This window comes from Mycobacterium sp. NPDC050041, from assembly GCF_049541695.1.
GTDB lineage: Bacteria > Actinomycetota > Actinomycetes > Mycobacteriales > Mycobacteriaceae > Mycobacterium.
This window is the reverse complement of the sequence record NZ_JBMVDG010000001.1, coordinates 83,322-105,937: the sequence shown is the minus strand read 5'-3', so window position 1 is coordinate 105,937 and position 22,616 is coordinate 83,322. Positions and strand designations below refer to the sequence as shown.

Annotated in this window: 27 protein-coding genes; 12 read left to right on the top strand and 15 right to left on the bottom strand. The window is 70.3% G+C overall.

Annotated features, from left to right (window positions below; translation table 11 throughout):
- The first annotated feature begins 45 nt into the window (after positions 1 to 45).
- Genes ACPCHZ_RS00580 through ACPCHZ_RS00565 form a run of 4 tightly spaced genes read left to right on the top strand, consistent with a single transcriptional unit; the run spans position 46 to position 3,275 of the window.
- A complete protein-coding gene (locus tag ACPCHZ_RS00580) occupies positions 46 to 639 on the top strand; it encodes a hypothetical protein (RefSeq protein ID WP_423482967.1) in 594 nt (197 codons plus the stop codon).
- A 14-nt stretch (positions 640 to 653) separates the two neighbouring features.
- Positions 654 to 1,430, top strand: a complete 777-nt coding sequence (locus tag ACPCHZ_RS00575) for an S-methyl-5'-thioadenosine phosphorylase (protein ID WP_423482966.1) — start codon at positions 654 to 656, stop codon at positions 1,428 to 1,430.
- Positions 1,427 to 2,458: an NAD-dependent epimerase/dehydratase family protein gene (locus ACPCHZ_RS00570; protein ID WP_423482965.1), complete on the top strand. Its 1,032-nt coding sequence runs from the start codon at positions 1,427 to 1,429 to the stop codon at positions 2,456 to 2,458. Before ACPCHZ_RS00575 ends, ACPCHZ_RS00570 begins: the two co-directional genes overlap by 4 nt.
- A gap of 1 nt (position 2,459) precedes the next feature.
- The gene (locus ACPCHZ_RS00565) at positions 2,460 to 3,275 is read left to right on the top strand and encodes an alpha/beta hydrolase (RefSeq protein WP_423482964.1); all 816 of its coding nucleotides are present in this window, start codon (positions 2,460 to 2,462) and stop codon (positions 3,273 to 3,275) included.
- Here ACPCHZ_RS00565 and ACPCHZ_RS00560 read toward each other — a convergent pair.
- Complete coding sequence (locus tag ACPCHZ_RS00560; RefSeq protein WP_423482963.1) at positions 3,272 to 4,636, bottom strand: DUF222 domain-containing protein; 1,365 nt, start codon at positions 4,634 to 4,636, stop codon at positions 3,272 to 3,274. The genes ACPCHZ_RS00565 and ACPCHZ_RS00560 overlap by 4 nt on opposite strands.
- A gap of 192 nt (positions 4,637 to 4,828) precedes the next feature.
- Here ACPCHZ_RS00560 and ACPCHZ_RS00555 point away from each other — a divergent pair, with 192 nt between their 5' ends.
- On the top strand, positions 4,829 to 5,956 hold the full coding sequence (locus ACPCHZ_RS00555; protein ID WP_423482962.1) for an NAD(P)H-dependent flavin oxidoreductase: 1,128 nt from the start codon (positions 4,829 to 4,831) through the stop codon (positions 5,954 to 5,956).
- A gap of 1 nt (position 5,957) precedes the next feature.
- Here the strand turns inward: ACPCHZ_RS00555 and ACPCHZ_RS00550 are convergent, their stop codons facing one another.
- Positions 5,958 to 6,980, bottom strand: coding sequence for a sensor histidine kinase (locus ACPCHZ_RS00550; protein WP_423482961.1), 1,023 nt, complete (start codon positions 6,978 to 6,980; stop codon positions 5,958 to 5,960).
- Positions 6,967 to 7,665 carry a response regulator transcription factor gene (locus ACPCHZ_RS00545; RefSeq protein ID WP_423482960.1) on the bottom strand — a complete coding sequence of 233 codons (699 nt, stop codon included), beginning with the start codon at positions 7,663 to 7,665 and terminating at the stop codon, positions 6,967 to 6,969. The genes ACPCHZ_RS00550 and ACPCHZ_RS00545 overlap by 14 nt, the downstream gene beginning before the upstream one ends.
- Positions 7,666 to 7,767: 102 nt before the next feature.
- Between ACPCHZ_RS00545 and ACPCHZ_RS00540 the strand changes: the two genes are divergently transcribed.
- The 3 genes from ACPCHZ_RS00540 to ACPCHZ_RS00530 are packed head-to-tail and all read left to right on the top strand — an operon-like array spanning position 7,768 to position 9,719.
- A complete protein-coding gene (locus tag ACPCHZ_RS00540) occupies positions 7,768 to 8,424 on the top strand; it encodes a glycosyltransferase family 2 protein (RefSeq protein ID WP_423482959.1) in 657 nt (218 codons plus the stop codon).
- Between the two features lie 20 nt (positions 8,425 to 8,444).
- The gene (locus ACPCHZ_RS00535; RefSeq protein WP_423483765.1) at positions 8,445 to 9,086 is read left to right on the top strand and encodes a TIGR04282 family arsenosugar biosynthesis glycosyltransferase; all 642 of its coding nucleotides are present in this window, start codon (positions 8,445 to 8,447) and stop codon (positions 9,084 to 9,086) included.
- 3 nt (positions 9,087 to 9,089) lie between these two features.
- The gene (locus tag ACPCHZ_RS00530) at positions 9,090 to 9,719 is read left to right on the top strand and encodes a methyltransferase domain-containing protein (protein WP_423482958.1); all 630 of its coding nucleotides are present in this window, start codon (positions 9,090 to 9,092) and stop codon (positions 9,717 to 9,719) included.
- Here ACPCHZ_RS00530 and ACPCHZ_RS00525 read toward each other — a convergent pair.
- From ACPCHZ_RS00525 to ACPCHZ_RS00495, 7 genes are all read right to left on the bottom strand, one after another.
- Positions 9,700 to 10,188: a hypothetical protein gene (locus ACPCHZ_RS00525; protein ID WP_423482957.1), complete on the bottom strand. Its 489-nt coding sequence runs from the start codon at positions 10,186 to 10,188 to the stop codon at positions 9,700 to 9,702. The two genes, ACPCHZ_RS00530 and ACPCHZ_RS00525, sit on opposite strands and share 20 nt — an antisense overlap.
- 1 nt (position 10,189) lies before the next feature.
- A complete protein-coding gene (locus ACPCHZ_RS00520) occupies positions 10,190 to 11,452 on the bottom strand; it encodes a molybdopterin-dependent oxidoreductase (protein WP_423482956.1) in 1,263 nt (420 codons plus the stop codon).
- 70 nt (positions 11,453 to 11,522) lie between these two features.
- Positions 11,523 to 12,308 (bottom strand): SDR family NAD(P)-dependent oxidoreductase, encoded by a 786-nt coding sequence (locus ACPCHZ_RS00515; protein ID WP_423482955.1) that lies wholly within the window; start codon positions 12,306 to 12,308, stop codon positions 11,523 to 11,525.
- 47 nt (positions 12,309 to 12,355) lie between these two features.
- A complete protein-coding gene (locus tag ACPCHZ_RS00510; RefSeq protein WP_423482954.1) occupies positions 12,356 to 13,711 on the bottom strand; it encodes a hypothetical protein in 1,356 nt (451 codons plus the stop codon).
- A 94-nt stretch (positions 13,712 to 13,805) separates the two neighbouring features.
- Positions 13,806 to 14,420, bottom strand: a complete 615-nt coding sequence (locus ACPCHZ_RS00505; RefSeq protein ID WP_423482953.1) for an MSMEG_1061 family FMN-dependent PPOX-type flavoprotein — start codon at positions 14,418 to 14,420, stop codon at positions 13,806 to 13,808.
- A gap of 42 nt (positions 14,421 to 14,462) precedes the next feature.
- Positions 14,463 to 15,554 carry an o-succinylbenzoate--CoA ligase gene (gene menE / locus ACPCHZ_RS00500; protein ID WP_423482952.1) on the bottom strand — a complete coding sequence of 364 codons (1,092 nt, stop codon included), beginning with the start codon at positions 15,552 to 15,554 and terminating at the stop codon, positions 14,463 to 14,465.
- Positions 15,555 to 15,601: 47 nt separating this feature from the next.
- Positions 15,602 to 15,904 (bottom strand): DUF3349 domain-containing protein, encoded by a 303-nt coding sequence (locus tag ACPCHZ_RS00495; protein ID WP_364973313.1) that lies wholly within the window; start codon positions 15,902 to 15,904, stop codon positions 15,602 to 15,604.
- A gap of 233 nt (positions 15,905 to 16,137) precedes the next feature.
- Between ACPCHZ_RS00495 and ACPCHZ_RS00490 the strand changes: the two genes are divergently transcribed.
- The 3 genes from ACPCHZ_RS00490 to ACPCHZ_RS00480 are packed head-to-tail and all read left to right on the top strand — an operon-like array spanning position 16,138 to position 18,004.
- Positions 16,138 to 17,382, top strand: a complete 1,245-nt coding sequence (locus ACPCHZ_RS00490; RefSeq protein WP_423482951.1) for an inorganic phosphate transporter — start codon at positions 16,138 to 16,140, stop codon at positions 17,380 to 17,382.
- 20 nt (positions 17,383 to 17,402) lie between these two features.
- Positions 17,403 to 17,687 carry a hypothetical protein gene (locus ACPCHZ_RS00485; RefSeq protein ID WP_423482950.1) on the top strand — a complete coding sequence of 95 codons (285 nt, stop codon included), beginning with the start codon at positions 17,403 to 17,405 and terminating at the stop codon, positions 17,685 to 17,687.
- Between the two features lie 11 nt (positions 17,688 to 17,698).
- Positions 17,699 to 18,004, top strand: a complete 306-nt coding sequence (locus ACPCHZ_RS00480) for a DUF3349 domain-containing protein (RefSeq protein ID WP_364973307.1) — start codon at positions 17,699 to 17,701, stop codon at positions 18,002 to 18,004.
- A 12-nt stretch (positions 18,005 to 18,016) separates the two neighbouring features.
- Here the strand turns inward: ACPCHZ_RS00480 and ACPCHZ_RS00475 are convergent, their stop codons facing one another.
- Positions 18,017 to 18,388, bottom strand: a complete 372-nt coding sequence (locus ACPCHZ_RS00475) for a VOC family protein (protein WP_423482949.1) — start codon at positions 18,386 to 18,388, stop codon at positions 18,017 to 18,019.
- A 155-nt stretch (positions 18,389 to 18,543) separates the two neighbouring features.
- Here ACPCHZ_RS00475 and ACPCHZ_RS00470 point away from each other — a divergent pair, with 155 nt between their 5' ends.
- Positions 18,544 to 19,593, top strand: a complete 1,050-nt coding sequence (locus ACPCHZ_RS00470; RefSeq protein ID WP_423482948.1) for a GGDEF domain-containing protein — start codon at positions 18,544 to 18,546, stop codon at positions 19,591 to 19,593.
- A gap of 18 nt (positions 19,594 to 19,611) precedes the next feature.
- On the opposite strand, the gene ACPCHZ_RS00465 is transcribed toward ACPCHZ_RS00470, so the two are convergent.
- The 4 genes from ACPCHZ_RS00465 to ACPCHZ_RS00450 are packed head-to-tail and all read right to left on the bottom strand — an operon-like array spanning position 19,612 to position 22,602.
- Positions 19,612 to 20,487, bottom strand: coding sequence for an SDR family oxidoreductase (locus tag ACPCHZ_RS00465; RefSeq protein ID WP_423482947.1), 876 nt, complete (start codon positions 20,485 to 20,487; stop codon positions 19,612 to 19,614).
- A 33-nt stretch (positions 20,488 to 20,520) separates the two neighbouring features.
- Positions 20,521 to 21,432, bottom strand: coding sequence for a 1,4-dihydroxy-2-naphthoyl-CoA synthase (locus tag ACPCHZ_RS00460; RefSeq protein WP_423482946.1), 912 nt, complete (start codon positions 21,430 to 21,432; stop codon positions 20,521 to 20,523).
- 11 nt (positions 21,433 to 21,443) lie between these two features.
- Positions 21,444 to 21,896, bottom strand: a complete 453-nt coding sequence (locus ACPCHZ_RS00455; protein ID WP_423482945.1) for a nitroreductase family deazaflavin-dependent oxidoreductase — start codon at positions 21,894 to 21,896, stop codon at positions 21,444 to 21,446.
- 10 nt (positions 21,897 to 21,906) lie between these two features.
- Positions 21,907 to 22,602 carry an HAD family hydrolase gene (locus tag ACPCHZ_RS00450; protein ID WP_423482944.1) on the bottom strand — a complete coding sequence of 232 codons (696 nt, stop codon included), beginning with the start codon at positions 22,600 to 22,602 and terminating at the stop codon, positions 21,907 to 21,909.
- Positions 22,603 to 22,616: the final 14 nt, after the last annotated feature.

Below are 22,616 nucleotides of genomic sequence, written 5' to 3'. Positions count from 1 at the left end.
GCCCGTCAGTGTTTCACGCGACCCGCGACGGGCTATGGAGCGGTGGTGAGCATCAGCGGCACCGCAGCGACAGTCATCGGCAACACCGTCTCGGCGGTGGCCGGCGGGTACGGCGGCCTGTTCGACGCCGACGCCCCGGTCCATCAGGCGCAGCTGAGCTTCGACGACGACGCGAAACTGCCCGGCGGCACCGAACTGCTGCGGCCGGGCCGGCGGGTCGACGCGCTGGTGCGCGTCGCGCCACAGAGCGACGACGAGGCGATCCGCACCGTCTGCATCAAGCTGCCGGACGTCTACGGTCCCGGCCGCGATCAGGACTTCCTGCTCGCGTCGTCGATGGACGGGGTGCCGTTCCACCACGCCACGCTGCCCGCGGCCCGCGCCGGTGACCGGTTGTACTCGTCGCTGTGGCTCTACCTCGCGGGCCTGTCGCCGGTGCTGTTCGGTGCCCGGATGGACGGGGACTCGCCGGGACAGCTGACGTTCCTGATGTGCGGGGTGCTCAGCCGGTTCCGTCGCGTCGGCACGCTGACCGTCAACACAGGCGCGACCGCGGACGACGCGGACGCCGGATTCGCCGCCCGCAACAGTGGCGGCGGCATCCGCCCGCTTCCGCCGGTCCTCGCCTACCGGGGTTGACGCACAATGGGCCCATGCTCGGAGTGATCGGTGGCAGCGGCTTCTATTCGTTCTTCGGTTCCGATGCGCGCAGCATCAGCCTCGACACCCCCTACGGCGAACCCTCCGCCCCGATCACAGTCGGCACGGTCGGCGACCACGAGGTGGCGTTCCTGCCGCGGCACGGCGCCAACCACGAGTTCTCCCCGCACACCGTGCCGTACCGGGCCAACATGTGGGCGCTGCGGGCACTCGGCGTGCGGCGCGTCTTCGGTCCCTGTGCGGTCGGCAGCCTGACACCCGAACTGGGCCCCGGCGCGATGGTGGTGCCCGACCAGCTCGTCGACCGCACCAGCGGCCGTGCGGACACCTATTTCGACTCTGGCGGCATCCATGTCGAGTTCGCCGACCCGTACTGTCCGGAGCTGCGCGCGGCGGCCAAGGACCTGCCAGGGGTGGTCGACGGCGGCACGATGGTGGTGGTGCAGGGCCCACGGTTCTCCACCAGAGCCGAGAGCCGGTGGTTCGCCGGTCAGGGCTTCACGCTGGTGAACATGACCGGTTACCCCGAGGCGGTGCTGGCCCGTGAACTCGAGATGTGTTACGCCGCAATCGCTCTGGTGACAGACCTGGATGCAGGCATCGAGACCGGTGCCGGCGTCAAGGCCGTCGACGTGTTCGCGGAGTTCGAACGGAACCTGGTGCCGTTCAAGAAGCTCGTCCACGAGGCGATCGACCAGGTCACCGTGGAGCGCACCTGCACCCACTGCCTGCCGCACGAGGGCGTCACCCTTCCGATCGAACTGCCGTGAAGGTGCTGCTGACCGGCGCCGCCGGCTTCATCGGCACCCGGGTGGCCGCCGCGCTGAGCGCCGCGGGCCACGAGGTGGTCGCCGTCGACGTGATGCTTCCGGCGGCCCACGGCTCGGGAGCCCGACCGCCCGCCGACTGCCGGGTGCTCGACATACGCGACTCCGCAGCGCTGGCGCCGCTGTTGCGCGGGGTGGACGTGGTGTGCCATCAGGCCGCCGTGGTCGGCGCCGGGGTGAACGCCGCCGACGCCCCCTCCTACGGCAGCCACAACGACTACGGCACCGCGGTGCTGCTGGCCGAGATGTTCGCCGCGGACTGCCGGCGGCTGGTGTTGGCCTCGTCGATGGTGGTCTACGGGCAGGGCCGCTACGACTGCCCCGAACACGGCCCGGTCGAGCCGGTGCCGCGCAGCCGCGCCGACCTCGACGCCGGGGTGTTCGAGCACCGCTGCCCGCTTGGCGGCGAGGAGTTGCAGTGGCGCCTGGTCGGTGAGGACGCGCCGCTGCGGCCACGCAGCCTTTATGCCGCCAGCAAGACCGCGCAGGAGCATTACGCACTGGCCTGGTCGGAGTCGACCGGCGGGGCGGTGGTGGCGCTGCGCTACCACAACGTCTACGGCCCGCACATGCCGCGCGACACACCGTATTCGGGGGTGGCCGCCATCTTCCGGTCCGGCCTCGAAGCGGGGGATGTGCCACGCGTTTTCGAAGACGGCGGTCAGATGCGCGACTTCATCCACGTCGACGACATCGCGGCCGCCAACCTGGCCGCCGTCGAGGGCGACGGGGCGGGGTTCGCGGCGTTCAACGTCTGCTCGGGAAAGCCGATCGCGATCCGCGAGGTGGCCGCGGAACTGTGCGAGGCGCGCGGTGCGCCGCCGCCGGTGGTCACCGGGCAGTACCGCAGCGGCGACGTCCGCCACATCGTCGCCGACCCGGCCCGGGCGGCCGAGGTGCTGGGCTTCCGGGCCGCGGTCGATCCGCGGGACGGCCTGCGCGAGTTCGCGTTCGCCCCGCTACGGGACTGAGATGCGCTGGCTGCTGGTCGTCACGCTGGTGGTGTCAGGGGTCTCGGCGCTCGCCTGGTCTCAGCAACGCCGGCTGATCTACTTCCCGACACCGGGTCCGGTGCCGTCGGCCGCGGTGGTGGTGCCCGACGGTCGCGATGTCGAGTTGGCCACTGACGACGGAAAGACGCTCGGCGCCTGGTACTTTCCCGGCCGGGTCGCAGGGCCCGCGGTGCTGGTGTGCAACGGAAACGGCGGTGACCGGTCCGGTCGCGCCGCCCTGGCGATCGCGCTGCACCGGATGGGTGTCGCGGTGCTGCTGTTCGACTACCGCGGCTACGGCGGCAACCCGGGACGGCCGACGGAGGCCGGCCTGGCCGCCGACGCCCGGGCCGCGCTCGACTGGCTGGCGGCCCGGCCGGAGGTCGACGGGTCGCGCATCGCCTACTACGGCGAATCCCTCGGCGCCGCAGTGGCACTCGGCCTCGCCGTCGACAGGCCACCGGCGGCGCTGATCCTGCGGTCGCCGTTCACGTCGCTGGCCGAGGCCGGCGCGGTGCACTACCCGTGGCTCCCGGTGCGGCGGTTGCTGATCGACGCCTACCCGTCGATCGACCGGATCGGCTCGCTGCGGGCGCCGCTGCTGGTGATCGCCGGTGACCGCGACGACGTCGTGCCCGAAGCGATGAGCCGGCGGCTGTTCGACGCCGCGCCGGAACCCAAGCGCTGGCTCACCGTGCCCGGTGCGGGCCACAACGACCCGCCACTGCTCGACGGCGCGGTGATGACGGCCACGATCGAGCAGTTCCTGACTTCCACGCCGGTGCTCGGGCGCTAGGCGGGTTCGGCGTCGTCGTCGCGTTCGGTGAGATAGCGCTGTGGATGGTGGTAGCGGTTGATGCGGGTTTGGCCGGTGTCGAGTGCTGCGGGTGGGATCCATTCAGTGCGGCCGGCCTTGCGGCGGGTGGTCCATTGGGTTTGTTCGATGAGGTTGTTGTCGGGTGGGCAGGCCAGCGTCATGTCGGTGGTGTTCGTCAGTCCGCCGCGTTTCCAGTCCTGTTCGGCGTGGTGGACCTGGCAGTCGAAGGCGTTGCGGGTGCATCCAGGGCGGGTGCAGCCCTTGTCGCGGGCGAACAGCGCCAACCGTTGCGCGGTGGTGGCGCAGCGCCTGGCGCGACCGAGGTGCAGCACCTCTTCGGTGTGGTCGTCGAACACCGCCAGATAGTGCCGGGACTGGCCGGCCAGCCGAATCAGGTCCCTGATCGGCAGTCTGGTGCCGCCGGCGGTGTCGGCATATCCGGCCCCGGCTTCGAGGTCTTTGACGGTGGTGGTGGCCACGATGGTGGCCGGTAACCCGTTGATCTGACCCCCGGCTGCCGCGGCGTGCCGCAACGCGGACTTGAGCGCATCGTGGTGGCGTTGTTCCCGGGTGCGGGGATCGGGGTTACCGGTGATGTCTTGTTCGATGACCTCGCCCGCGCCCGGGTCTTCGGGCAGGTTCTGCCCCGGGGCGCCGTCTCGGACCAGCACGACGTCGAGCATGGCGGCGGTTTCAGGGTCGAGTTCGCCGCGGACCGGAGTCATCCCGTCGCTGCGTTGCCTGCCCATCGTGAAACCGCGTTTGGCCTGTTGCTTGTCGTGGTCGGGTTCGGCGCCGTCGGGATCGATGACCTCGACCAGGTGATCGGCGAGCTTCTCGAGGTCCTGCGGGCACATGCTCTTGGCCCATCTCGCGAGGTCGCGGTCGGCCTCGGCACGGGCAGCGTCGTCCACCCATCCGGGCAACTTGCGGAAGAACTTCCCGATCACCTCGACATGGGCCGGGTCGATCGCCCCGGCGGCCAACGCCGCAGCGGTGTGCGCCCACAGAGGAGCCTTCGGTTCGCCGGTGAACGACCACCGCGGGCCGAGCGACCCGGCGGCGTCGAGGCGTCTCTTCGCATCGGCGGTGTCGAGGTGCAACCGCTGGGCGAGCACGTCTTTCAGGCTGGTGCTGCCATGCGCGTCGGGCTCGAAGCGTTCCCGTAGATGAGCCAGGACGGTGTGATCGACGGCCACGTCGTGTCGATGGGCGTACTGCCGACGCTCGTACACCGCCAGCAACTCCGTGGCGCTCAGCGCGTCGAGAGGCAGGGCGGCCAGGTTGGCACGCGCGGCATCCCACGCCTCGAACGCCGCCGACACCTGCTCCCTGTCCATACTTCGAACAGTAGTGCGAGGGTCTGACACATTTGGCCGTGATGTGACTTCAGAAACTGATGTGGCACAAGTGATTCGAGGCTCACACGGTCTGCGGCCGCGGAAAAGCGAACGTGCTTCCAGTGCGAGAATCCGGCCCGTAATTCGCCACCACCGCACGTTCGGCGCGACCGGGGGTCGATACTGGCCGGTGTGAAACTCGCGATCTGTGAACAGTTCGGCATCGACTTCCCGTTGTTCGCGTTCAGTCACTGCCGCGACGTCGTCGCCGCGGTCACCAACGCCGGCGGCTTCGGGGTGCTCGGCGCCACCGCGTACACCCCCGAACAACTCGACCGGGAACTCAGCTGGATCGACGACCACGTCGGCGGACGGCCCTACGGCGCCGACATCATCGTGCCCGCCAAGTTCGAGGGCAAGGGCGAGAACCTGTCGGCCGGCCAGCTGGCCGACCGGATTCCGGCCGAGACAAAAGATTTCGTCGCCCGGCTGCTCGCAGAGCACGACATCGAACCGGAGGAGCGACCGCGACTGGGCGGCTCGTCACTGTCCGGCGACACCGGCCACGACCTCCTCGACGTCGCGATGAGCCACCCGATCAAACTGGTCGCCAACGCGCTCGGGGTGCCGCCGGACTACATGATCCAGGCGGCAGGGGAGCGCGGCATCCCGGTCGCGGCGCTGGTCGGGGCCCGCGAGCACGCGGTCAAGCAGGTGAACGCGGGCGTCGATCTGATCGTCGCTCAGGGCACCGAGGCGGGCGGACACTGCGGCGAGGTGTCGACGCTGGTGCTGGTGCCCGAGGTGCTCGAAGCCGTCGAGGCGACGGGCAAGCGGGTGCCGGTGCTCGCCGCGGGCGGCATCGTGACGGGCAGGCAGATGGCCGCCGCGGTCGCGATGGGCGCCGACGGGGCGTGGACCGGTTCGGTGTGGCTGACCACCGAGGAGGCCGAGACCGCGCCGCACACGCAGCAGAAGATGCTGGCCGCCTCGTCGCGCGACACCGTCCGTTCGGCGGGCCGCACCGGAAAGCCGTCGCGCCAGTTGGTCTCCGACTGGACCGACGCGTGGCTGCCGCACGACGGCGGCGCCCGGCCGCTGCCGTTGCCGCTGCAGTCGATGCTCGTCGAGCCGGTGCTGCGACGCATCGACGGGCTTGCCTCGCAGGGACATTCGGGCGCTCAGGCGTTGTCGACGTATTTCGTGGGGCAGGGCGTCGGCCTGATGAACAAGGTCAAGCCGGCCCGCGAAGTGGTGCGCGAGTTCATCGAGGACTACCTGGCGGCGGCCGAACGGCTCGGCGGCACCCTGCCGGACTGATCTACTCGGCGAGCGGGAGCCGCACCTCGAACCGGGCGCCGGTGTCCAGGTTGCGTGCCGACAGCGTGCCGCGGTGCGCCTGCACGAGGCCCGCGGCGATGGCCAGGCCGAGACCCGAGCCGCTGGGCAGCGACGAGTCGGCCCGCGGCACCCGGTCGTTGGAGCCGCGGTAGGCGACGTCGAACACCCGGGGCAGGTCGGCCTCGTCGATGCCGACGCCGGTGTCGTCGACGCGGGCCCATGCGCCGTTCTCGTCGGCACCCAGCGCAAGGTGCACGCGGCCGCCCGCGGGGGTGTGCGCGATCGCATTGGCCACCAGGTTCGACAGCACACGCACCAGTGCGCGGTCACTGCCCAGCACCCGCACCGGCTGTTCGGGCAGCTCGGCCTGCAGTTGGACGCCCGCGCGTTCGGCGGCGATCCGGTGCGCCGCCAGCACGTCGTCGATCACCTCGTCGAGCGCCACCCGGTCGAGGGCGGGCTGCACGGCGCCTGCGTTGATCTTCGACATCTCGAACAGGTCGTCGACCATCTCGGAGAGCCGGATCGACTCCTGCTCGATCACCTTCGCGTGCGCCCGGATCTCGTCCTCGTCGACGAGGCCGTCGCCGATGGCCTCCGCCACCGCGCGGATGCCGGCCAGGGGGGTGCGCAGGTCGTGGCTGACGAAGGCGACCAGCCGGCGCCGGGAATGCTCGGCGGCCCGCTCGGACTCGCGGATCTCCTGTTCCCACACGGTGCGGCGAGCCTGATAGCGGGCCAGCATCACGGCGGCCGGAATGGTCACGATCGACACGATCACCAGCACCACGGTCGTGCGTTCATACGACGGTGAGTCCATCAGGCCGCTGGCGCCCATGATGCCGGTGAACGTGGCCACCGTCGGCAGCAGGACGAGTGCCACCATGCTGGCGGCCAGCGACCACGACCGCGCCAGCCGGATGACCAGGGCGCCGACCAGGACGATCGGCAGCGAACAGGCGAGCGCCCATCCGGCGATCTCCCAGAGGTCAGGCGCCGGCATCGGCGCTCTGTTCACCGCTGCTCCACAGATAGCCGCGGCCCCACACGGTCTGCACACGGTGCTGGTCGCCGAGCTTGGAGCGGAGCCGCTTGACGTGCACGGTGACGGTGGACAGATCGCCGAAGTCCCAGTGCCACACCTGCTTCAGCAACTCCTCGCGGGTGAACACCGTGTCGGTGTGGGTGATGAAGAACAGCAGCAGGTCGAACTCGCGGTTGGTCAGACTCACCGGGATCCCGTTGACGCTGACCGACCGGGACGCTGCCGAGACCGTGAGGTCGCCCACCGTCAGGTCGACGGGAGACGCGCCCATCGGCGCAGGGGCGCGACGCAGCACCGAGCGCACGCGCAGCGCGAGTTCCCGCGGGCTGAACGGTTTGGTCAGGTAATCGTCGGCGCCCGCCTCGAGGCCGGCGATGCGGTCGTCCTCTTCGCCGAGGGCGGTCAGCAGGATCACCGGCACCGCGTGGTCGCCGCGCTGACGCAGCGTGCGGCACAACGTGAGACCGTCCGGGCCGGGCATCATCACGTCGAGCACCGCGACGTCGATGCGCTGTGTGCCGAGGAGCCGGAGCGCCTCGTTTCCGTCGTGGGCGATCGAGACGTCGAGGCCGTCCCGCTCCAGGTACCGGCGCACGACGTCGCGCACGACGTTGTCGTCGTCGGCGATCAGTACGCGCGTCATCTCTCCGAGGTTAGCCGTTCATGGCCGCTACCTGCGCTGATGTCATCGATTCGTCACCGATGCGCCGTTTGCCGAGCGCGGGCTCTGGCTACTGTCGATGGCATGCCCGACTGTCCGGTGACCGTGGTGCTGCCGTGCCTGAACGAAGCGGCGTCGCTGCCCGGCGTGCTCTCGGCGCTGCCGTCCGGATACCGGGCTCTCGTCGTCGACAACAACTGCACCGACGGGACCGCCGACATCGCGCGCAGCCACGGGGCCGACGTGGTCGCCGAAGCCCGCGCCGGATACGGCGCCGCGGTACACGCCGGGGTGGTGGCCGCGGGCACCCCGGTGGTCGCGGTGCTGGACGCCGACGGCTCGCTGGACCCACGGGAACTGCCTGCTCTGGTCGCCGCGCTGGACCGTGGGGCCGACATGGTGATCGGCCGCCGGCGTCCGGTTCGCGGGCTGCGCTGGCCGTGGCACGCTCGCCTCGGCACGGCCGCGGTGTGCTGGCGGTTGCGTCAGCGGCACGGGCTGGCCGTCCACGACATCGCACCCATGCGGGTCGCGCGGCGCGACGCCCTGCTGGGGCTGGGTGTCGTCGATCGGCGATCCGGGTATCCGGTGGAACTACTGGTCCGAGCTGCCGCTGCGGGCTGGCGAGTGACCGAGTGCGACGTGTCCTACGGACCGCGCACCGGTGGCAAGTCCAAGGTCAGCGGCTCACTGCGCGGCAGTGTGGTCGCCGGGCTCGACTTCTGGAAGAGGATCTCGTGATCCCGGTGACGCTCCTGGTGATGGCCAAGGCCCCGGTGCCGGGCCTGGCCAAGACGCGGCTGGCGCGCACCGTGGGCAACGACGTCGCCGCGGTCATCGCGGCTGCGGCGCTGCTCGACACGTTCGACGCGGTGTGCGCGGCCGACGTGCGGTCCCGGGTGGTCGCGCTGACCGGAGACCTTGGCAAGGCCGCCTGCAGCGACGAGATCCGGGCCCGGCTGGCGGACTTCACGGTCATCGAGCAGCGCGGTGACACGTTCGCCGACCGGCTCGCCAACGCCCACGCCGATGCGGCCGCCGCCACCGACGGCGCCCCCGTGCTGCAGATCGGCATGGACACCCCGCAGGTCACCGGCGAACTGCTGACGCGCTGCGCGCGACGGCTGCTCGACGCCGAGGCGGTGCTGGGGATGGCCGTCGACGGCGGCTGGTGGGTGCTCGGCGTGCGGTCCGCCGCGGCGGCCGACTGCCTGCGTCAGGTGCCGATGTCGCAATCCGATACCGGCACGCTCACCCGGCAGGCGCTGGAGCACAAGGGACTGGAGGTCACCATGGTCGACGAACTCGCCGACGTCGACACGGCGGCGGACGTCGACGCGGTCCGGCGACGATGTCCGTCCGGCTCGAGATTCCCGTTCGCGACCGCGGCGGCGGGACTGTAGCCGATGCTGGGAAACCTCTACGACCGCGCCCTGGACGGCGAAAGATGCTGGCTTCGCAGCGATGACGGTGACGTGCGCACCCTGCCGGTGCGCAGCTGGCTCGGCGGCAGGCATGCCGACCAGGCGTTCGACGAGGCGATCGTCGACCTCTGTGAGGGACCGACCATCGACTTGGGTTGCGGCCCTGGGCGTCTGGTGGTCGATCTGATCAAGCGCGGCATTCCTGCCCTGGGTGTGGACCAGTCGGCGACTGCGGTGGAGCTGGCCCGCCGCAACGGCGCTCCCGCGCTGCGCCGCGACGTCTTCGGCGAATTGCCCGGTACGGGTCGTTGGCAGACGGCGCTGCTGGCCGACGGCAACGTCGGCCTCGGCGGCGATCCGCGACGGGTGCTGCGCCGGGCGGCCGAACTGCTGCGCCCCGACGGCCGGTGCGTGGTCGAGTTCGATGCCTTGGCAACGGGTGTGCGTGCCCGCATGGTGCGACTCGAGTCGTCCGAGACGATCGGGCCGTGGTTCCGGTGGGCGTCGGTGGGCATCGACTGTGCGGCGGCGCTGGCCGACGAGGTGGGCCTGGCGCTGACGTCGATCCATCCGGTCGGCCGCCGGGTCGTCGCTATTCTGGGGTCGCCGTAGGGGTTCGGCGTGCCGTCGCCAGCCGGACGGCGTAGACGACGGCGCTCGCGGTGAACATCGCGGCGGTCAGCAGCAGCCAGCGGCCGAGGAACGGTTCCTGGGTCTGTCCGGTGGCGGCCGTGTACGCGGGACCGCCCTGAGAGATGATGCCGGGCAGGAACATCAGCAGGGTCAGCCCGGCGCCGAGTGCGGGGATCCGCAGGTGGTTCAGCACCGGAACGGGCACCGGGATGCGCCGCGTCAGCGTCAGCAGGCGGTCGGCGAGCGCGTACAGCGGGAACAGCACCAGGTCGTGCAGGATCACCGCGGCGGCGAACCACACCGCGATGGACTGCCACCACACGTTCGGATTCCACAGCGCACGCCAGCCGATCGTCGCGATCACCGCACCGAGGAGCGCGAATCCGGCGATCAGTGTGAGCAGGTGTAGCGGGTGTGATCCGTACACCGCACGGAACCGGGCGACCATCTCAGCGCCCCACGAAGTCGATGCCGGACACCCACTTGGTGTTGTGCACGCCCGGCAGCGCCGGGACGATGATCCGCGCCGGGTAGCCGTGGTCGAGTGAGAGTTCGGCGTCGTTGACCCGCAGCGCGAGCAGCGCGTCCGGATGCGTGACCTGATTTGCCTGCAGCGCAGCGCGATTGAAGGCGCCCCGGCGTTCCACCGAGAACACCCTCGCCGAGGCGGGAGCGGGGACGCCCGCCCGCTCCGCCAGGTCGCGCAGTCGCACGCCGGTCCAGGTCTCGGTGCTCGACCAGCCCTCGACACAGGCGATGGGCAGCCGCGCGGTGTGCTGGGGCATCGCCCGCAGCGTCTCGAGGTCCAGCACCACCGGTGTGAGCCCGCCGCGCAGCGTGAGCCGCCAACCCGCGCCGGTGTTGTCGGCCGTGATGCGCGCGGCGGCCGCCGTGCGGTTGACCTGGAAGTCGTTGGGCCCGTCGCCGCGGGTGCGGCCGCGGGGCAGCAACAGCGCCGCCTGCCGGGTGACGCCGCCGAGGGTCTGACCGGCCGTCAGCACGGCGACCAGCAGCGCTCCGCCGCCGACGAGGGCGAGCGCACCGCGGCGGCTGATCGTCGCGGGGTCCGGGTCGACGGACACCAGCCCGCCGGGTTCGTAGGCCTCCGGCCGGGTGTCGGAGCGGCCGGTGCGCAACACGTCGCGCATCGACATCGACCGCACGCCGGCCCACATCCGGGGCAGCTTGATCGCGACGTGGACGACGAAGCCGGCGATGAACACCCAGGCGCCGAAGTAGTGGGCGGTGTAGAAGCTGAACCCGAAGATGTAGTCGTACTGGATGTTCAGCACGCCGGTGACGATCTCGAACAAGATGCCGCCGACCAGCATCAGCAGCGAAACCCGTTCCAGCAGTTGGGCGATCGACCGGGCGGGCGGCCAGGCGAACAGCTTCGGAATCACCGACCACAGCTTGGCCAGCACCACCGGCACGATGATCAGGCCGAGCCCGACGTGCAGACCCTGGTTGAGGCGGTACAGCCACGACGGGTCGGTGGGCCAGTCGAAGGTGGGCAGTTTCAGCCATCCGACGTCCGCGGGTGCGGCCTGGCCGAACTGCGGCCCGTACGCGATGTAGGACAGCAGGCCGGTCAGCGTGATGATCGGCAGCGCGATCAGCAGCACCGCGCCCAGGGTCGACGTCAGCCACAGCCCCCGCAACGGACTGCGCCAGCGCGGCGGCAACGGGGCACCCAACGGCCGCTTCGCCATCGGGTCATTGTCGCCCACTCAGCGGATTCCGGCCCCGTCACGCGCAGTGTGTCACCGATCCGTCAGCCGGTCAGCGGTTGGTGGGAGCGGAGATCAGCCGGCTGCCGACGGCCTTCACCGTGTCCGGCAGCACCCGGCTGACCGTACCCATGATCTTCGACGACACCCCGCCGCCGACGACCTTCTGGTCGCCCCGCATCAGCGCCTCGAAGCCCTGGCGGGCGACCTGCGCGGGATCGTCCTTGCTCATCTTCCCGACCGGGGCGCCGTCGAGGTTGGCGCGATGGAAGAAGTTGGTGTCGGTGGGGCCGGGCATCAGCGAGGTGATCGTGATCGAGCTGTCGCGGAACTCGTCGCGCAGCGCCTCGGCGAAGGACTGGACGAACGACTTCGACGCGTTGTACACGTTCTGGTAGGAACCCGGCATCATCGATGCCACGGACGAGGTGAACAGCACCCTGCCCTCGTCGCGATTCGCCATGTCCCGCAACACCAGTTTGGCAAGGTGAACGGTGGACCGGACGTTGAGGTCGATTATGCTCAGGTCGTCGGCGAGCTCGGTCTCGATGAACTTGCCGCCGCGCCCGATACCGGCGTTGAGCGCTGCGGCCGACAGCACGCGGCCACCTTCGATCGTGCTGTGATAAACGTGCTCGACGCCGTCGGCGGTGCGCAGGTCCGCCTGCACGGCCTGTACGGCGGTGCCGAATTCGGCGAGCCGGTCCGGTACGTCGTTGATGCCGTCGTCCTCGGCGGTGACGACCAGGTCGTAGCCGTGCTGTGCGAACTGCTTGGCCAGTTCGAATCCGATTCCGCTGGAGGCGCCGGTGATGAGAGCGGTTTTGGCTTCAGACATGTCGATCGGCTACCCGGCCGCGATGCCGCCAAACTGCCTCGGGTGAATCACCAATTCGTGAATATCAGATGGTTCAGCACCAACGCGCCGAGCACGTTCAGCGCGAGCCAGTACCGCTGCACGCGTGGTGGCAGCAGCGCCCCGGCCGCGGTCAGCCAGATCGTGAACGGCAGCCAGATGCGCTCGGTCTCGGCCTTGCTGAGCATGCTCAGATCCGCGCAGACGATGGACAGCAGCGCGCCGATGAGGACGATGTGCAGCCCGCAGCGACGGCGGATCGCGGAGATGTCGAAGACCCGGCCGATGCCGGCGACGCTGCCGAGGCCGATCGCGCACACCACCGACGCGAAGTTGGCCCAGCCCCAGTACTGGAACGGCCGCTCGACGGCGATGCCCTGCCAGTACCGCTCCTGGACGAGGTGGTAGCCGTCGAACCACCAGAAGCCGGCCAGGGCGAACGCACCGACCACGGCGAGTGCGGCGAGCACGGCAGGCGCGAACGCGCGCAGGGCGCAACGCCAGTCGGCCGCGCAGATCAGCACCGCGACGGCGAGCAGCGCGATCAACCCCAGGCCGTAGTTGAGGAAGATGCCCCAACCCAACAGCGCGCCCGCGGCGGTGGCGGCCACTTCCGGCCACCGCACGGCGCGACGGACGGCCAGCGCCAGCAGCGCGAGTCCCCAGGCGGCCACCCCGGCGAAGTAGCCGTCGGCGGACACCGCGATCCAGATCGCCGTCGGGGCGACGGCCACGAACGGCGCCGCCAGTCGCGCGGTGTGCTCGTCGGTGAGTGCGCGGACGGCAACGATGATCGCCGCCGCGGCACTCGAGCCGACCAGCAGGCACCACATCCCGGCCCAGCCGCCGCCGCCGAGGCCGATGCGGTCCAGCCACACGAAGGTCAGCAGCGCGCCCGGCGGATGCCCGGACACGTGGGTGATCCACGAGTCGGGCTGGAAGTCCAGGATCCGCCCGGCGAACGTGCGCACCATCTCCGGTGCGTCGGTGACGTTCGGCACCTCGAGCAGGTATTCGTGGCGCGCGGTGAGCCGGCCGGCGAAGCCGCGCTGCCAGCCGTCGACCATGGCCAGTGCGAACGCCCACGCCGCGGACGTCGCCCAGACGCCGAGTGTCAGGGCCCGCCAGGGCAGGCGCTGCGCGAGCGCCGGGCCCCACAGCACTGCGGCCAACGCGATGAGGATCGCCGGCGCGGTGCCCCACCCGGTGTGTGCCTCCCACCAGCCGAAGACCGGTGACGTGGCGGCAAAGCTGCGGAATCGTTCGGGCGTGGCGTTGAGCAGCGGGGTGACCACGTCGAGGTGCAGGTGCGGGACGACGAACGCGGCCACCAGCAGCAGCACGCCGATGGTGACCGAGATCGCCTCTCTGCGATACGCCCGCACGACCGCCAGCCTATGGGCTACCGCAGGGCGGCGGCCTGACCATTCGGTGACACCGGACGCGCAACGGCGCTGGCTTCAGGGCTTCCGAAGTCGGTCAGTAGAGCATCTTTCGCAGGTTGTCCTCGCTGTAATACGCGTCCAGCTCGTCCTGACTCAGGGTCGGCTTGAACGTCCTGGCGAGCTGCGCCACCGACGGCACGACGTCGGGGGTCCAGCTCTCCGGTTTCCACGCGTCCGACCGCATGAAAGCCTTGGAGCAGTGGAAGAACACCTCCTCGACGTCGATCTCGAGCGCGAGGATCGGCCGCTTGCCCTTGACGGCCAGCGCGTCGAAGTAGTCGGCGTCCGAGAGCACCCGGGCACTGCCGTTGACCCGAAGCGTGTCGCCGCGACCGGGGATGACGAACACCGAGCCGACCCGCGGCCGCTCCAGCACGTTGAGGTAGCCGTCGACGCGCTTGTTGCCCGGCCGTTCGGGGATCGCGATCGTCGACTCGTCGATGATGTGCACGAAGCCTGCCGGATCGCCCTTCGGCGACACGTCGACCCGGCCGTCGGCGTCGTAGGTGGCCACGAACCCGAGTCGTGCAGCGCTGAGCCAGTTCTGGTGCACCTCGGACAGCCGGGGGCTCACCTTGTTCGCGACGAACGAGTTGGGGTGGCCGACGATCGCGCGCAGCTCGTCGACGGTGGTCACTTCTCGGCGCATGGGTCCATCATGCCCGAGCGTGCCAACCGATTTAGCCGTCCGTCAGGCGAACCGGGCGGCCAGCGCACGCCGGTCCACCTTGCCGATGCCCCGGCGCGGCAGGTCGTCGACGACGTGCACGTCACGCGGCGCGGCCGTGGCGTCGAGTGTCTGCGCGACGTGCGCGCGCAGGTCGGCGACCGACGGCGCAGCCGCACCGGGAGTGAGGACGAGCGCGGCCGCCACACGCTGACCGAGCCGGTCGTCGGGGACGCCGAACACCGCGCTGTCCGCGACGGCGGCATGGGTCGCCAGGGCGGCCTCCACCAGTTGCGGCAGAACCGTGAGACCGCCTGTGCTGATCGCGTCGTCGACGCGGCCGAGCACACGGAGCCGGCCCGAGTCGTCGACCGCGCCGACGTCGTCGGTGCGGAACCAGCCGGGTTCGGCGAACGGGTCGGGCCGGACGGGGTTGCGGTAGCCCTTGGCCACCGTGGCACCGCCCAGCACGATGCGTGAGTCGTCGAGTCGCACCTGCACTCCCTCGAGCGGCAGGCCGTCGTACACACAACCGCCCGCGGTTTCACTCATGCCGTACGTCCGCACCAACGAAACACCCGCCGCCACAGCGCGTTCGGCAAGGGCGGCGGGCAACGGTCCGCCGCCGACCAGGACGGCGTCCAGCTCGGCCAGCGCCGCCGCGGCGACGGGCGAGCGCAGCGCCTTGTCCACCTGCACGGCCACCAGCGAGGCATAGCGCCTGCCGGAACCCATCGCCCGCACCGCGGCGGGCAGGTCGGCCGGGTCGACGTCCGCAGGCACCGCGACCGGATCGGAGCCCGCGACGATGCTGCGCACCAGCACCTGCACGCCCGCCACGTGATAGGCCGGCAGCGCGAGCAGCCAGCGGCCGGGGCCGCCCAGCCGGGCGTGCGTCGACTCGGCACTGGCCACCAGCGCCGCGGCGGTCAGCATCGCCCCCTTGGGCGTCCCCGTGGTGCCTGACGTCGCCACCACCACGGCGACGTCGTCGTCGATCGCCTCGCCGGCACGCAAAGCCGTTGTCAGCAAGGCGGTCTGGCGATCGTCGTGAGCGGGCACCGGCAGCAGGGCGGGGCCGCGGCCGGCCAGCACGTCCGCCACGTCGGGCAGCACCGAGGCGGCCGCACCGCCCTGACCGACGGCCAGGGCGCGCAGGACGGCTATTCGTCCTCCCCGGCGTCGCGCGCATCGTCGAGTGGCCAACCCTGCTCGGCCAGCCGGGACCGGACCCGTTCGATGTCCTCGGGCACGGGCAGTTCGTCGGTGAACTGCGTGATGAGCACGCCGATGTCGAACTGGTCGAACTCGCCGCGATCGATCAGATCCTGGGTGAGGGTGCGGACCTCGTCGTCGGACAGCCGCCGGCGCAGCAGCGCCAGCAGGGGCACCCGGTCAGCCCCGGGGACGCCCTCGGGGTAACCCGCGGTGATCCACGCGGCGATCTTCGCCAGGAACTTGGTCACAGTGTCACTTCGGCTGTCACTTCCGACGACGTTCGGTTGCTTCGATGGTAGTGCCGGACCCGCAGATCGGGCGTCCGGACCCAAGCTGTGGGCTTGCTGTGCGTCCAACCGGGGGACGCTGAATGAACATCGGATGAACAGCTCACGGGATCAGGTAAAGCCGCTGCTCATTGGTCCGGTTTCGGGCGCGAGTCGTTAGCAGATTCCGCTGAGAGTCCCTCAGAATCAACACCATGAGCTCCGAGCTGATCATCCTGGTGCTGCTGATTGCAACGGCACTGGCTTTCGACTTCACCAACGGGTTCCACGACACCGGGAACGCGATGGCGACCTCGATCGCGACCCGGGCTCTCAAGCCGAAGACGGCGGTGCTGCTGGCCGGGGTGCTCAACCTCGTCGGCGCCTTCCTGTCGGTCGAGGTGGCCCTCACGGTCACCACCTCGGTGCTGAAGATCCAGGACAGCAAGACCGGCACACTGCTGCCGAACATCGACGCATCGATGGGCCTGACCATCATCTTCGCCGGCCTCATCGGCGGCATCCTGTGGAACCTGCTGACCTGGCTGTTCGGCATCCCGTCGAGTTCCTCGCACGCACTCTTCGGCGGCCTCATCGGCGCCGGCCTGGCCGCCGTGGGACTCGCGGGCATCAACTGGGCCGGTGTCACGCAGAAGGTGCTGATCCCCGCTGTCGCCGCCCCGGTGATCGCCGGCCTGGTCGCCGGCTGCGGAACGTGGCTGGTCTACCGGATCACCCGGAGGGTCTTCGCGAAGCGCCGCGAGGACGGCTTCCGCTGGGGCCAGATCGCCACCGCGTCGCTGGTGGCCCTGTCGCACGGCACCAACGACGCGCAGAAGACCATGGGCGTCATCGCGCTCGCCCTCATCACCACCGGCCACCTCACCGGCGACGTGAAGGAGAACGGCCTGCCGTTCTGGATCATCGCGTCCTGCGCGATCGCCATCGGCCTCGGCACCTACCTCGGCGGCTGGCGTGTCATCCGCACGCTGGGCAAGGGCCTCGTGGAGATCGAGTCGCCGCAGGGCTTCGCCGCCGAGGCGTCGTCGGCCGCGATCATCCTCAGCTCCAGCGCCGCGGGCATGGCACTGTCCACCACCCACGTCGCCACCGGCTCGATCCTGGGCAGCGGCGTCGGCAAGCCGGGCGCCCAGGTGCGCTGGGCCGTCGCGGGACGGATGGCGCTGGCCTGGCTGGTCACCCTGCCGGCCGCCGGACTCGTTGGCGCCCTGTCCTTCTGGATCTCCCACACGGTCGCCGGCTTCACCACGCAGCTGGTGGGCGACGGCCTGATCTTCCTGATCCTGGTCGGGCTGTCCGCCTACATGTGGTGGCGTGCCCAGCAGCAGAAGGTCGACCACAACAACGTCAACGCCGACTGGGACGACAGCACGAACTCGGTGGTGCCCGCGGAACTGCGCGAGGCGACCGAGTCCACCAAGCCCGCCGCGACGGTCTGACGGCGAGAACAGGAATCCCGATGGTGTATCTGGAGAGCATCTTCAAGGTGCTGGTGATCGGCCTGGTCCTGGGCGCTGGCCTGCCCGCGATCTTCGCCTACGGCCTGGTGGCCTATTCGGCCGGCGCGGGCAACGTCGACGCCGACGGCACCACTCGCGCGCCCAATCCGGCGCTGAGATTCCTCGGCCTGGCGCTGTTCACCGTCGTCGCCGCGGTGATCGTCATCGCACTGCTGTGGATCACCCGGACCACGATCGAACACCACTTCGGATTCAATCCCGTCCCGTTCATCCCGGCTAAGTGAGGCGACAAGCGATGACAGAGAACCAGGGCGTTCTGGACAACGTGCTCGCCTGGCTGCACGACGGCTACCCGCAGGGCGTGCCACAGAAGGACTACTTCCCGCTGCTCGCGCTGCTCAAGCGCTCGCTGTCGGAGGACGAGGTGGTCAAGGCCGCCCAGTCGGTGCTCCGGTCGACCGAGTCGGACTCCGTGACCGAGGCCCAGATTCGCACCGCGGTGCAGGCCGTCATCGACAAGGAGCCCAATCCGGAGGAGATCCACCAGGTGGCTTCCCGGCTGGCCTCGGTGGGCTGGCCACTGGCGGCACCCGCACGCTGACCCGATCGGCTGTCAGTTCCTGGTGTCGCGGCGCAGCGGATGGTCCTCGGGAACCTGCACGAAGATCAGGGTGACGCCGTCGGGGTCGGCGACGTGCATCTCGTGCAGTCCCCATGGCTCCTGGCGGGCCTCGCGGGCGATCGGGACGCCGCGGCCGGTCAGTTCGCCCTGTGTCGCGTAGACGTCGCGAACCTGCAGCCAGATGGTCCCGCAGGCGTCCGGACCGCCGTGTGAGGCCAGCTCGATGAGTGACTGGCCGGCGTAGAACACGGTGCCTGCGCCGTAGTCACGGGCGATCGCCAAGCCGACCTCGTCGCGGTAGAACGTCAAGGACCGCTGATAGTCCGCCGGCCGCAGCAGCATCCGGCTGGCGAGGATCTCCATGCGTTGTGTCTACCACCCGGTGCCGGGGATGCTCAGCAACGCTTGATACTGCAGGTATGGCGGGTTAGGTTGCGAGCAGCGCCAACGCATAGGGAGGCGGCGTGGTGGCTTCAGCGATCCGACGGTGGTGGACGCAACCCGATCACTTCCATTGGATGACCGCGTTCCTGGCGGCACGTCGGGTGCACGTCGGGATGCGGTACGCCATGGCGGCGACACTGGGCGGTCTGGCCGTGCTGATCATCGCCACGATCGGCAGTCCGTCCGGGCCCCAGGGCACCGCGAGCCGCCTGGTCGCGGTGGCCGTGGCGATTCTTGCGGCGTTGCTTGCGGTCGGCTCACTGGTGGTGACCTGGCCGAGTCCGCGGCTTTCGGTCGCGTTCGCACTGTTGTCGTCTGCGGGCATCAGCGCACTGTGCCTGGCCCAGAGCGCGCCGCTGGCCGGGCTGCTGGCGAGCACCGGCTTCGCGGTCCTCGGCGGCTACATCGGCTTCTTCCACACACCGCGTCTGATGGCGGTGAACCTCGCGGTCGCCGTGGGCACCACGCTCGTCCTCGCGACGCGTCTCGTCGCCGACGGTGATCCCGCCATGGCGGTGACGGCGTTCGGCTTTCTGCTGATCGTGAACCTCGCCCTTCCGCTCGCCGCCCAGAGCCTGGTGCATCTGCTGGGCATCGACTCCCTCAACGCGGACATCGACCCGTTGACGGGGTTGCTGAACCGGCCCGCCTTCTACCGCGACGCAGCGACGTTCATCGCGACCCGCGACCGGGCCGACGACCGCCACTTCGTCCTGCTATACGTGAGTCTCGATGCGCTGGACGAGCTGGCTGACACCCGGGGGGCCGCCGCCGCGAGCCGGGCGCGGGTCGACGTCGCTCAGGTGTTGCGCGACACGACCCGCCATGACGCGGTCACCGGTCACCTGCCCGACGCCGACTTCCTCATCGCCGACTGCTTCGCCGCCCCCGACGCGACGCCACTGGTCGACCGGGTCCGTCACGCCATCGCGACGACGCCCGCGAAGAACGCCGCAAGCATCGGGGTGGTGAGTGCCCCGCTGCGAGGACTGGCCGAGTACCCGCCACAGAGCCTGCTCGACGAACTCATCGCCGAGGCCGCGACGGCCATGACTCTCGCCCGCCGCAACGGCGGTGACCAGGCCCGTCACGTGGTGTATCCGGACATCGCAGCTCAGGACTGATCCACTCCCGCCGGCGGTTCAGGAGTTCGGCTGCACCTGCTGGCGCTTCATGATCGCGTCGACGGCCGCGGGGGAGAAGCTGTTGACGGCGTGGGCGGTGACGGCCATGCGCGGCGCGATCCGGGTGGGCCGGGTGCGCGCGGCGGTGACCATCCAGTCCGCGGCCTCGGACGCACTCAGCGCGGGCAGCCCGTCGTAGGCGCGTGTCGGCGCGATCATCGGTGTCTTCACCAGCGGGTAGTACAGCGTGGTCGAGTGCACGCCGTCCTTGCCCCATTCGGTCTCGACGACCCGGCTCACCGCGCTCAGCGCCGCCTTGGAGGCGTTGTAGACGGCGAACAGCGGCGAGGATTCGCTCAGCACGCCCCACGTCGAGACGTTGATGATGTGGCCGTCGCCCCGCTCGATCATCCCGGGCGCGAGGCCGCGGATGAGCCGCAAGGGTGAGTAGTAGTTGAGCGTCATCGTGCGCTCGACATCGTGCCAGCGATCCAGCGACTCGGCCAGCGGCCGGCGAATCGACTTGCCCGCGTTGTTGATCAGGATGTCGATGCCGCCGAGCTCGCGCTCCACCTCGGCGACCAGCTCGTCGACGGCGTCCAGATCCGACAGGTCGCACGCCCGCGCACGGGCATCCCCGCCTGCGGCCACGATCCGCTCAGCGACGGCGTCGAGCAGGTCCTGGCGGCGGGCCACCACGACGACGGTGGCACCGCGCCGGGCGAGCTTCTCCGCCGCGGCCTCACCGATGCCGGACGACGCGCCGGTCAGCAGGATCCGCTTGCCCCTGAGGTCGACTTCGGGGCCCCGCTGCATCAGCTGGTCGGTCAGCGGCGGCCGCATGCTGGCCAGCAGCAGGCTCTCGGACAGTCGGCGCAGCGAGCTTCTGATCACTGTCGAAGTCTAGGCGGCGCGCCGAAATCGCCCTCAGAAGTAGCGGGGGAACCCGCTCCAGTCGGGGTCGCGCTTCTCCAGGAACGCATCGCGGCCCTCGACCGCCTCGTCGGTCATGTACGCCAATCGCGTTGCCTCACCGGCGAACACCTGCTGGCCGACGAGTCCGTCGTCGATGAGGTTGAACGAGAACTTGAGCATCCGCACCGCCTGCGGCGACTTGCCGTTGATCTCCGCGGCCCAGTGCAGCGCCTCGGACTCGAGTTCGGCGTGGTCGACCACGGCGTTCACGGCGCCCATCGCGTGCATCTGCTCGGCGTCGTAGGCGCGGCCGAGGAAGAAGATCTCGCGCGCGAACTTCTGACCCGTCTGACGGGCCAGGTAGGCGCTGCCGAAGCCGCCGTCGAAGCTGCCCACGTCGGCGTCGGTCTGCTTGAAGCGGGCGTGCTGACGGCTGGCCAGCGTCAGGTCGCAGGTCACGTGCAGGCTGTGCCCGCCGCCTGCGGCCCAGCCGTTGACCAGGCAGATCACGACCTTCGGCATGAAGCGGATGAGCCGTTGCACCTCGAGGATGTGCAGCCGCCCGGCCCTGGCCGCATCGACGGTGTCGGCCGTCTCGCCTGCGGCGTACTGGTAGCCGGTGCGGCCGCGGATGCGCTGGTCGCCGCCCGAGCAGAACGCCCAGCCGCCGTCCTTCTGGCTGGGGCCGTTGCCGGTCAGCAGGATCACGCCGACGTCGGGCGACATCCGGGCGTGGTCGAGCACGCGGTACAGCTCGTCGACGGTGTGCGGCCGGAACGCGTTGCGCACTTCGGGCCGGTCGAACGCCACCCGCACGGTGGGCTGCGGCCTGCCGTCGACGACGTGGCGGTGGTAGGTGATGTCGGACAGCTCGAACCCGGGCACGGGCTGCCAGGCCGACGGGTCGAAGGGGTTGTCGCTCACAGCGTCAGACGCTACGTCACCGGATCGAAGCGGAACACCGGGCAGCGGCCGGTCAGCGCCTCGAACTCGTCGGGGTGCGGGCCGGTGACCAGGCCGGCGTTCTTCATGAAACCGACCCCGGTGGGCACCAGCACCGGGAACTGCCGGAGCAGCGGCCGGGCCTCCTCGGCGGGCAGCTCCACCATCCGCACGGGTTCACGGGTCCTGCCGCGCAGCAGCACCGCGTCGGGATTCGCCTGGGCATTGCGCACCCAGTCCGAGCCGGGAAGGCCGCCCACGACGTAGCGACGGCCTTCCACCTCGAAGGGCGTGATGGGCGTCGACCGGGGTCGGCCGGACTTGCGGCCCGTCACCGTGAGCACCACCGGACCGTCCTTGAGCAGGCCGGTCTTGTTCACCGCGATCATCACCTTGTTGACGTACTTCAGCCACCACGGCGGCCGGATTCGCTCGCTGTCGGACATGGTCGCGACGCTACGCGCAGACCGGCAGGCCGTGCTCGGCCAGCGCGCGGCGCAGGCCGTCGGGCCGTTGCGCGGTGGGTAGCGGCTCGACGAGGACGAACTCGCAGCCCAGGGCGCGGGCTCCGCCGTCGGCCTCCTCGCTGTCGCCCACCATGACGGTGTGGGCGGCGTCGACGCCCAGCCGGGTGAGCGCCTCGGCGAAGATCGCGGCGTCGGGTTTGATGGCCCCCACTTCGAACGACAGGACGAACTCGTCGACGCCGGCGCCGATGGCCGCGAACGCAGGCCGGATGTCGAACGGGATGTTGGAGACCACCGCCGTCTTGACCCCACGGGCGTGCATGGCGGCGAGCACGTCGACGGTGTCGGGGTACGGCGTCCAGCACGCGGGGTCGATCAGCCGGGCGTACAGCGCGTCGGCATGGTGGTCGGCGAGTCCCGACGCGCGCAGCACGTGCAGGTTGGCCTCGCGGTGCAGCGCCGGCTCCAGGTCTCGCTGCGTCCAAGCGCGGTGCGCGTCCGGCGTCAGCGGAACCGCCAGTTCGACCGGCTGCGTCAGCCGTCGCATGATCTCGGACTGCGCGTGGCGGTCGACGTGGCGGCCGTCGATCACCATGCCGGCGAACCAGCTCTCGTCCTCCTCGAGCCGGAACAGCGTGCCGGAGAAGTCGAACAGAACGGCGTCCACATGCACCATGGTCGCCATCGTGCCAGGTGTGA

What these genes read in the sequence shown, in the direction of transcription:
- ACPCHZ_RS00480 (WP_364973307.1), top strand. Translation starts at nt 17,699, where the DNA reads ATGACAGAGAACCAGGGCGTTCTGGACAACGTGCTCGCCTGGCTGCAC.
- ACPCHZ_RS00575 (WP_423482966.1), top strand. Translation starts at nt 654, where the DNA reads ATGCTCGGAGTGATCGGTGGCAGCGGCTTCTATTCGTTCTTCGGTTCC.
- ACPCHZ_RS00505 (WP_423482953.1), bottom strand. Translation starts at nt 14,420, where the DNA reads ATGCGCCGAGAAGTGACCACCGTCGACGAGCTGCGCGCGATCGTCGGC.
- ACPCHZ_RS00490 (WP_423482951.1), top strand. Translation starts at nt 16,138, where the DNA reads ATGAGCTCCGAGCTGATCATCCTGGTGCTGCTGATTGCAACGGCACTG.
- ACPCHZ_RS00530 (WP_423482958.1), top strand. Translation starts at nt 9,090, where the DNA reads ATGCTGGGAAACCTCTACGACCGCGCCCTGGACGGCGAAAGATGCTGG.
- ACPCHZ_RS00565 (WP_423482964.1), top strand. Translation starts at nt 2,460, where the DNA reads ATGCGCTGGCTGCTGGTCGTCACGCTGGTGGTGTCAGGGGTCTCGGCG.
- ACPCHZ_RS00470 (WP_423482948.1), top strand. Translation starts at nt 18,544, where the DNA reads ATGACCGCGTTCCTGGCGGCACGTCGGGTGCACGTCGGGATGCGGTAC.
- ACPCHZ_RS00560 (WP_423482963.1), bottom strand. Translation starts at nt 4,636, where the DNA reads ATGGACAGGGAGCAGGTGTCGGCGGCGTTCGAGGCGTGGGATGCCGCG.
- ACPCHZ_RS00485 (WP_423482950.1), top strand. Translation starts at nt 17,403, where the DNA reads ATGGTGTATCTGGAGAGCATCTTCAAGGTGCTGGTGATCGGCCTGGTC.
- ACPCHZ_RS00475 (WP_423482949.1), bottom strand. Translation starts at nt 18,388, where the DNA reads ATGGAGATCCTCGCCAGCCGGATGCTGCTGCGGCCGGCGGACTATCAG.
- ACPCHZ_RS00525 (WP_423482957.1), bottom strand. Translation starts at nt 10,188, where the DNA reads ATGGTCGCCCGGTTCCGTGCGGTGTACGGATCACACCCGCTACACCTG.
- ACPCHZ_RS00515 (WP_423482955.1), bottom strand. Translation starts at nt 12,308, where the DNA reads ATGTCTGAAGCCAAAACCGCTCTCATCACCGGCGCCTCCAGCGGAATC.
- ACPCHZ_RS00535 (WP_423483765.1), top strand. Translation starts at nt 8,445, where the DNA reads ATGGCCAAGGCCCCGGTGCCGGGCCTGGCCAAGACGCGGCTGGCGCGC.
- ACPCHZ_RS00520 (WP_423482956.1), bottom strand. Translation starts at nt 11,452, where the DNA reads ATGGCGAAGCGGCCGTTGGGTGCCCCGTTGCCGCCGCGCTGGCGCAGT.
- ACPCHZ_RS00450 (WP_423482944.1), bottom strand. Translation starts at nt 22,602, where the DNA reads ATGGCGACCATGGTGCATGTGGACGCCGTTCTGTTCGACTTCTCCGGC.
- ACPCHZ_RS00550 (WP_423482961.1), bottom strand. Translation starts at nt 6,980, where the DNA reads ATGCCGGCGCCTGACCTCTGGGAGATCGCCGGATGGGCGCTCGCCTGT.
- ACPCHZ_RS00455 (WP_423482945.1), bottom strand. Translation starts at nt 21,896, where the DNA reads ATGTCCGACAGCGAGCGAATCCGGCCGCCGTGGTGGCTGAAGTACGTC.
- ACPCHZ_RS00545 (WP_423482960.1), bottom strand. Translation starts at nt 7,665, where the DNA reads ATGACGCGCGTACTGATCGCCGACGACGACAACGTCGTGCGCGACGTC.
- ACPCHZ_RS00540 (WP_423482959.1), top strand. Translation starts at nt 7,768, where the DNA reads ATGCCCGACTGTCCGGTGACCGTGGTGCTGCCGTGCCTGAACGAAGCG.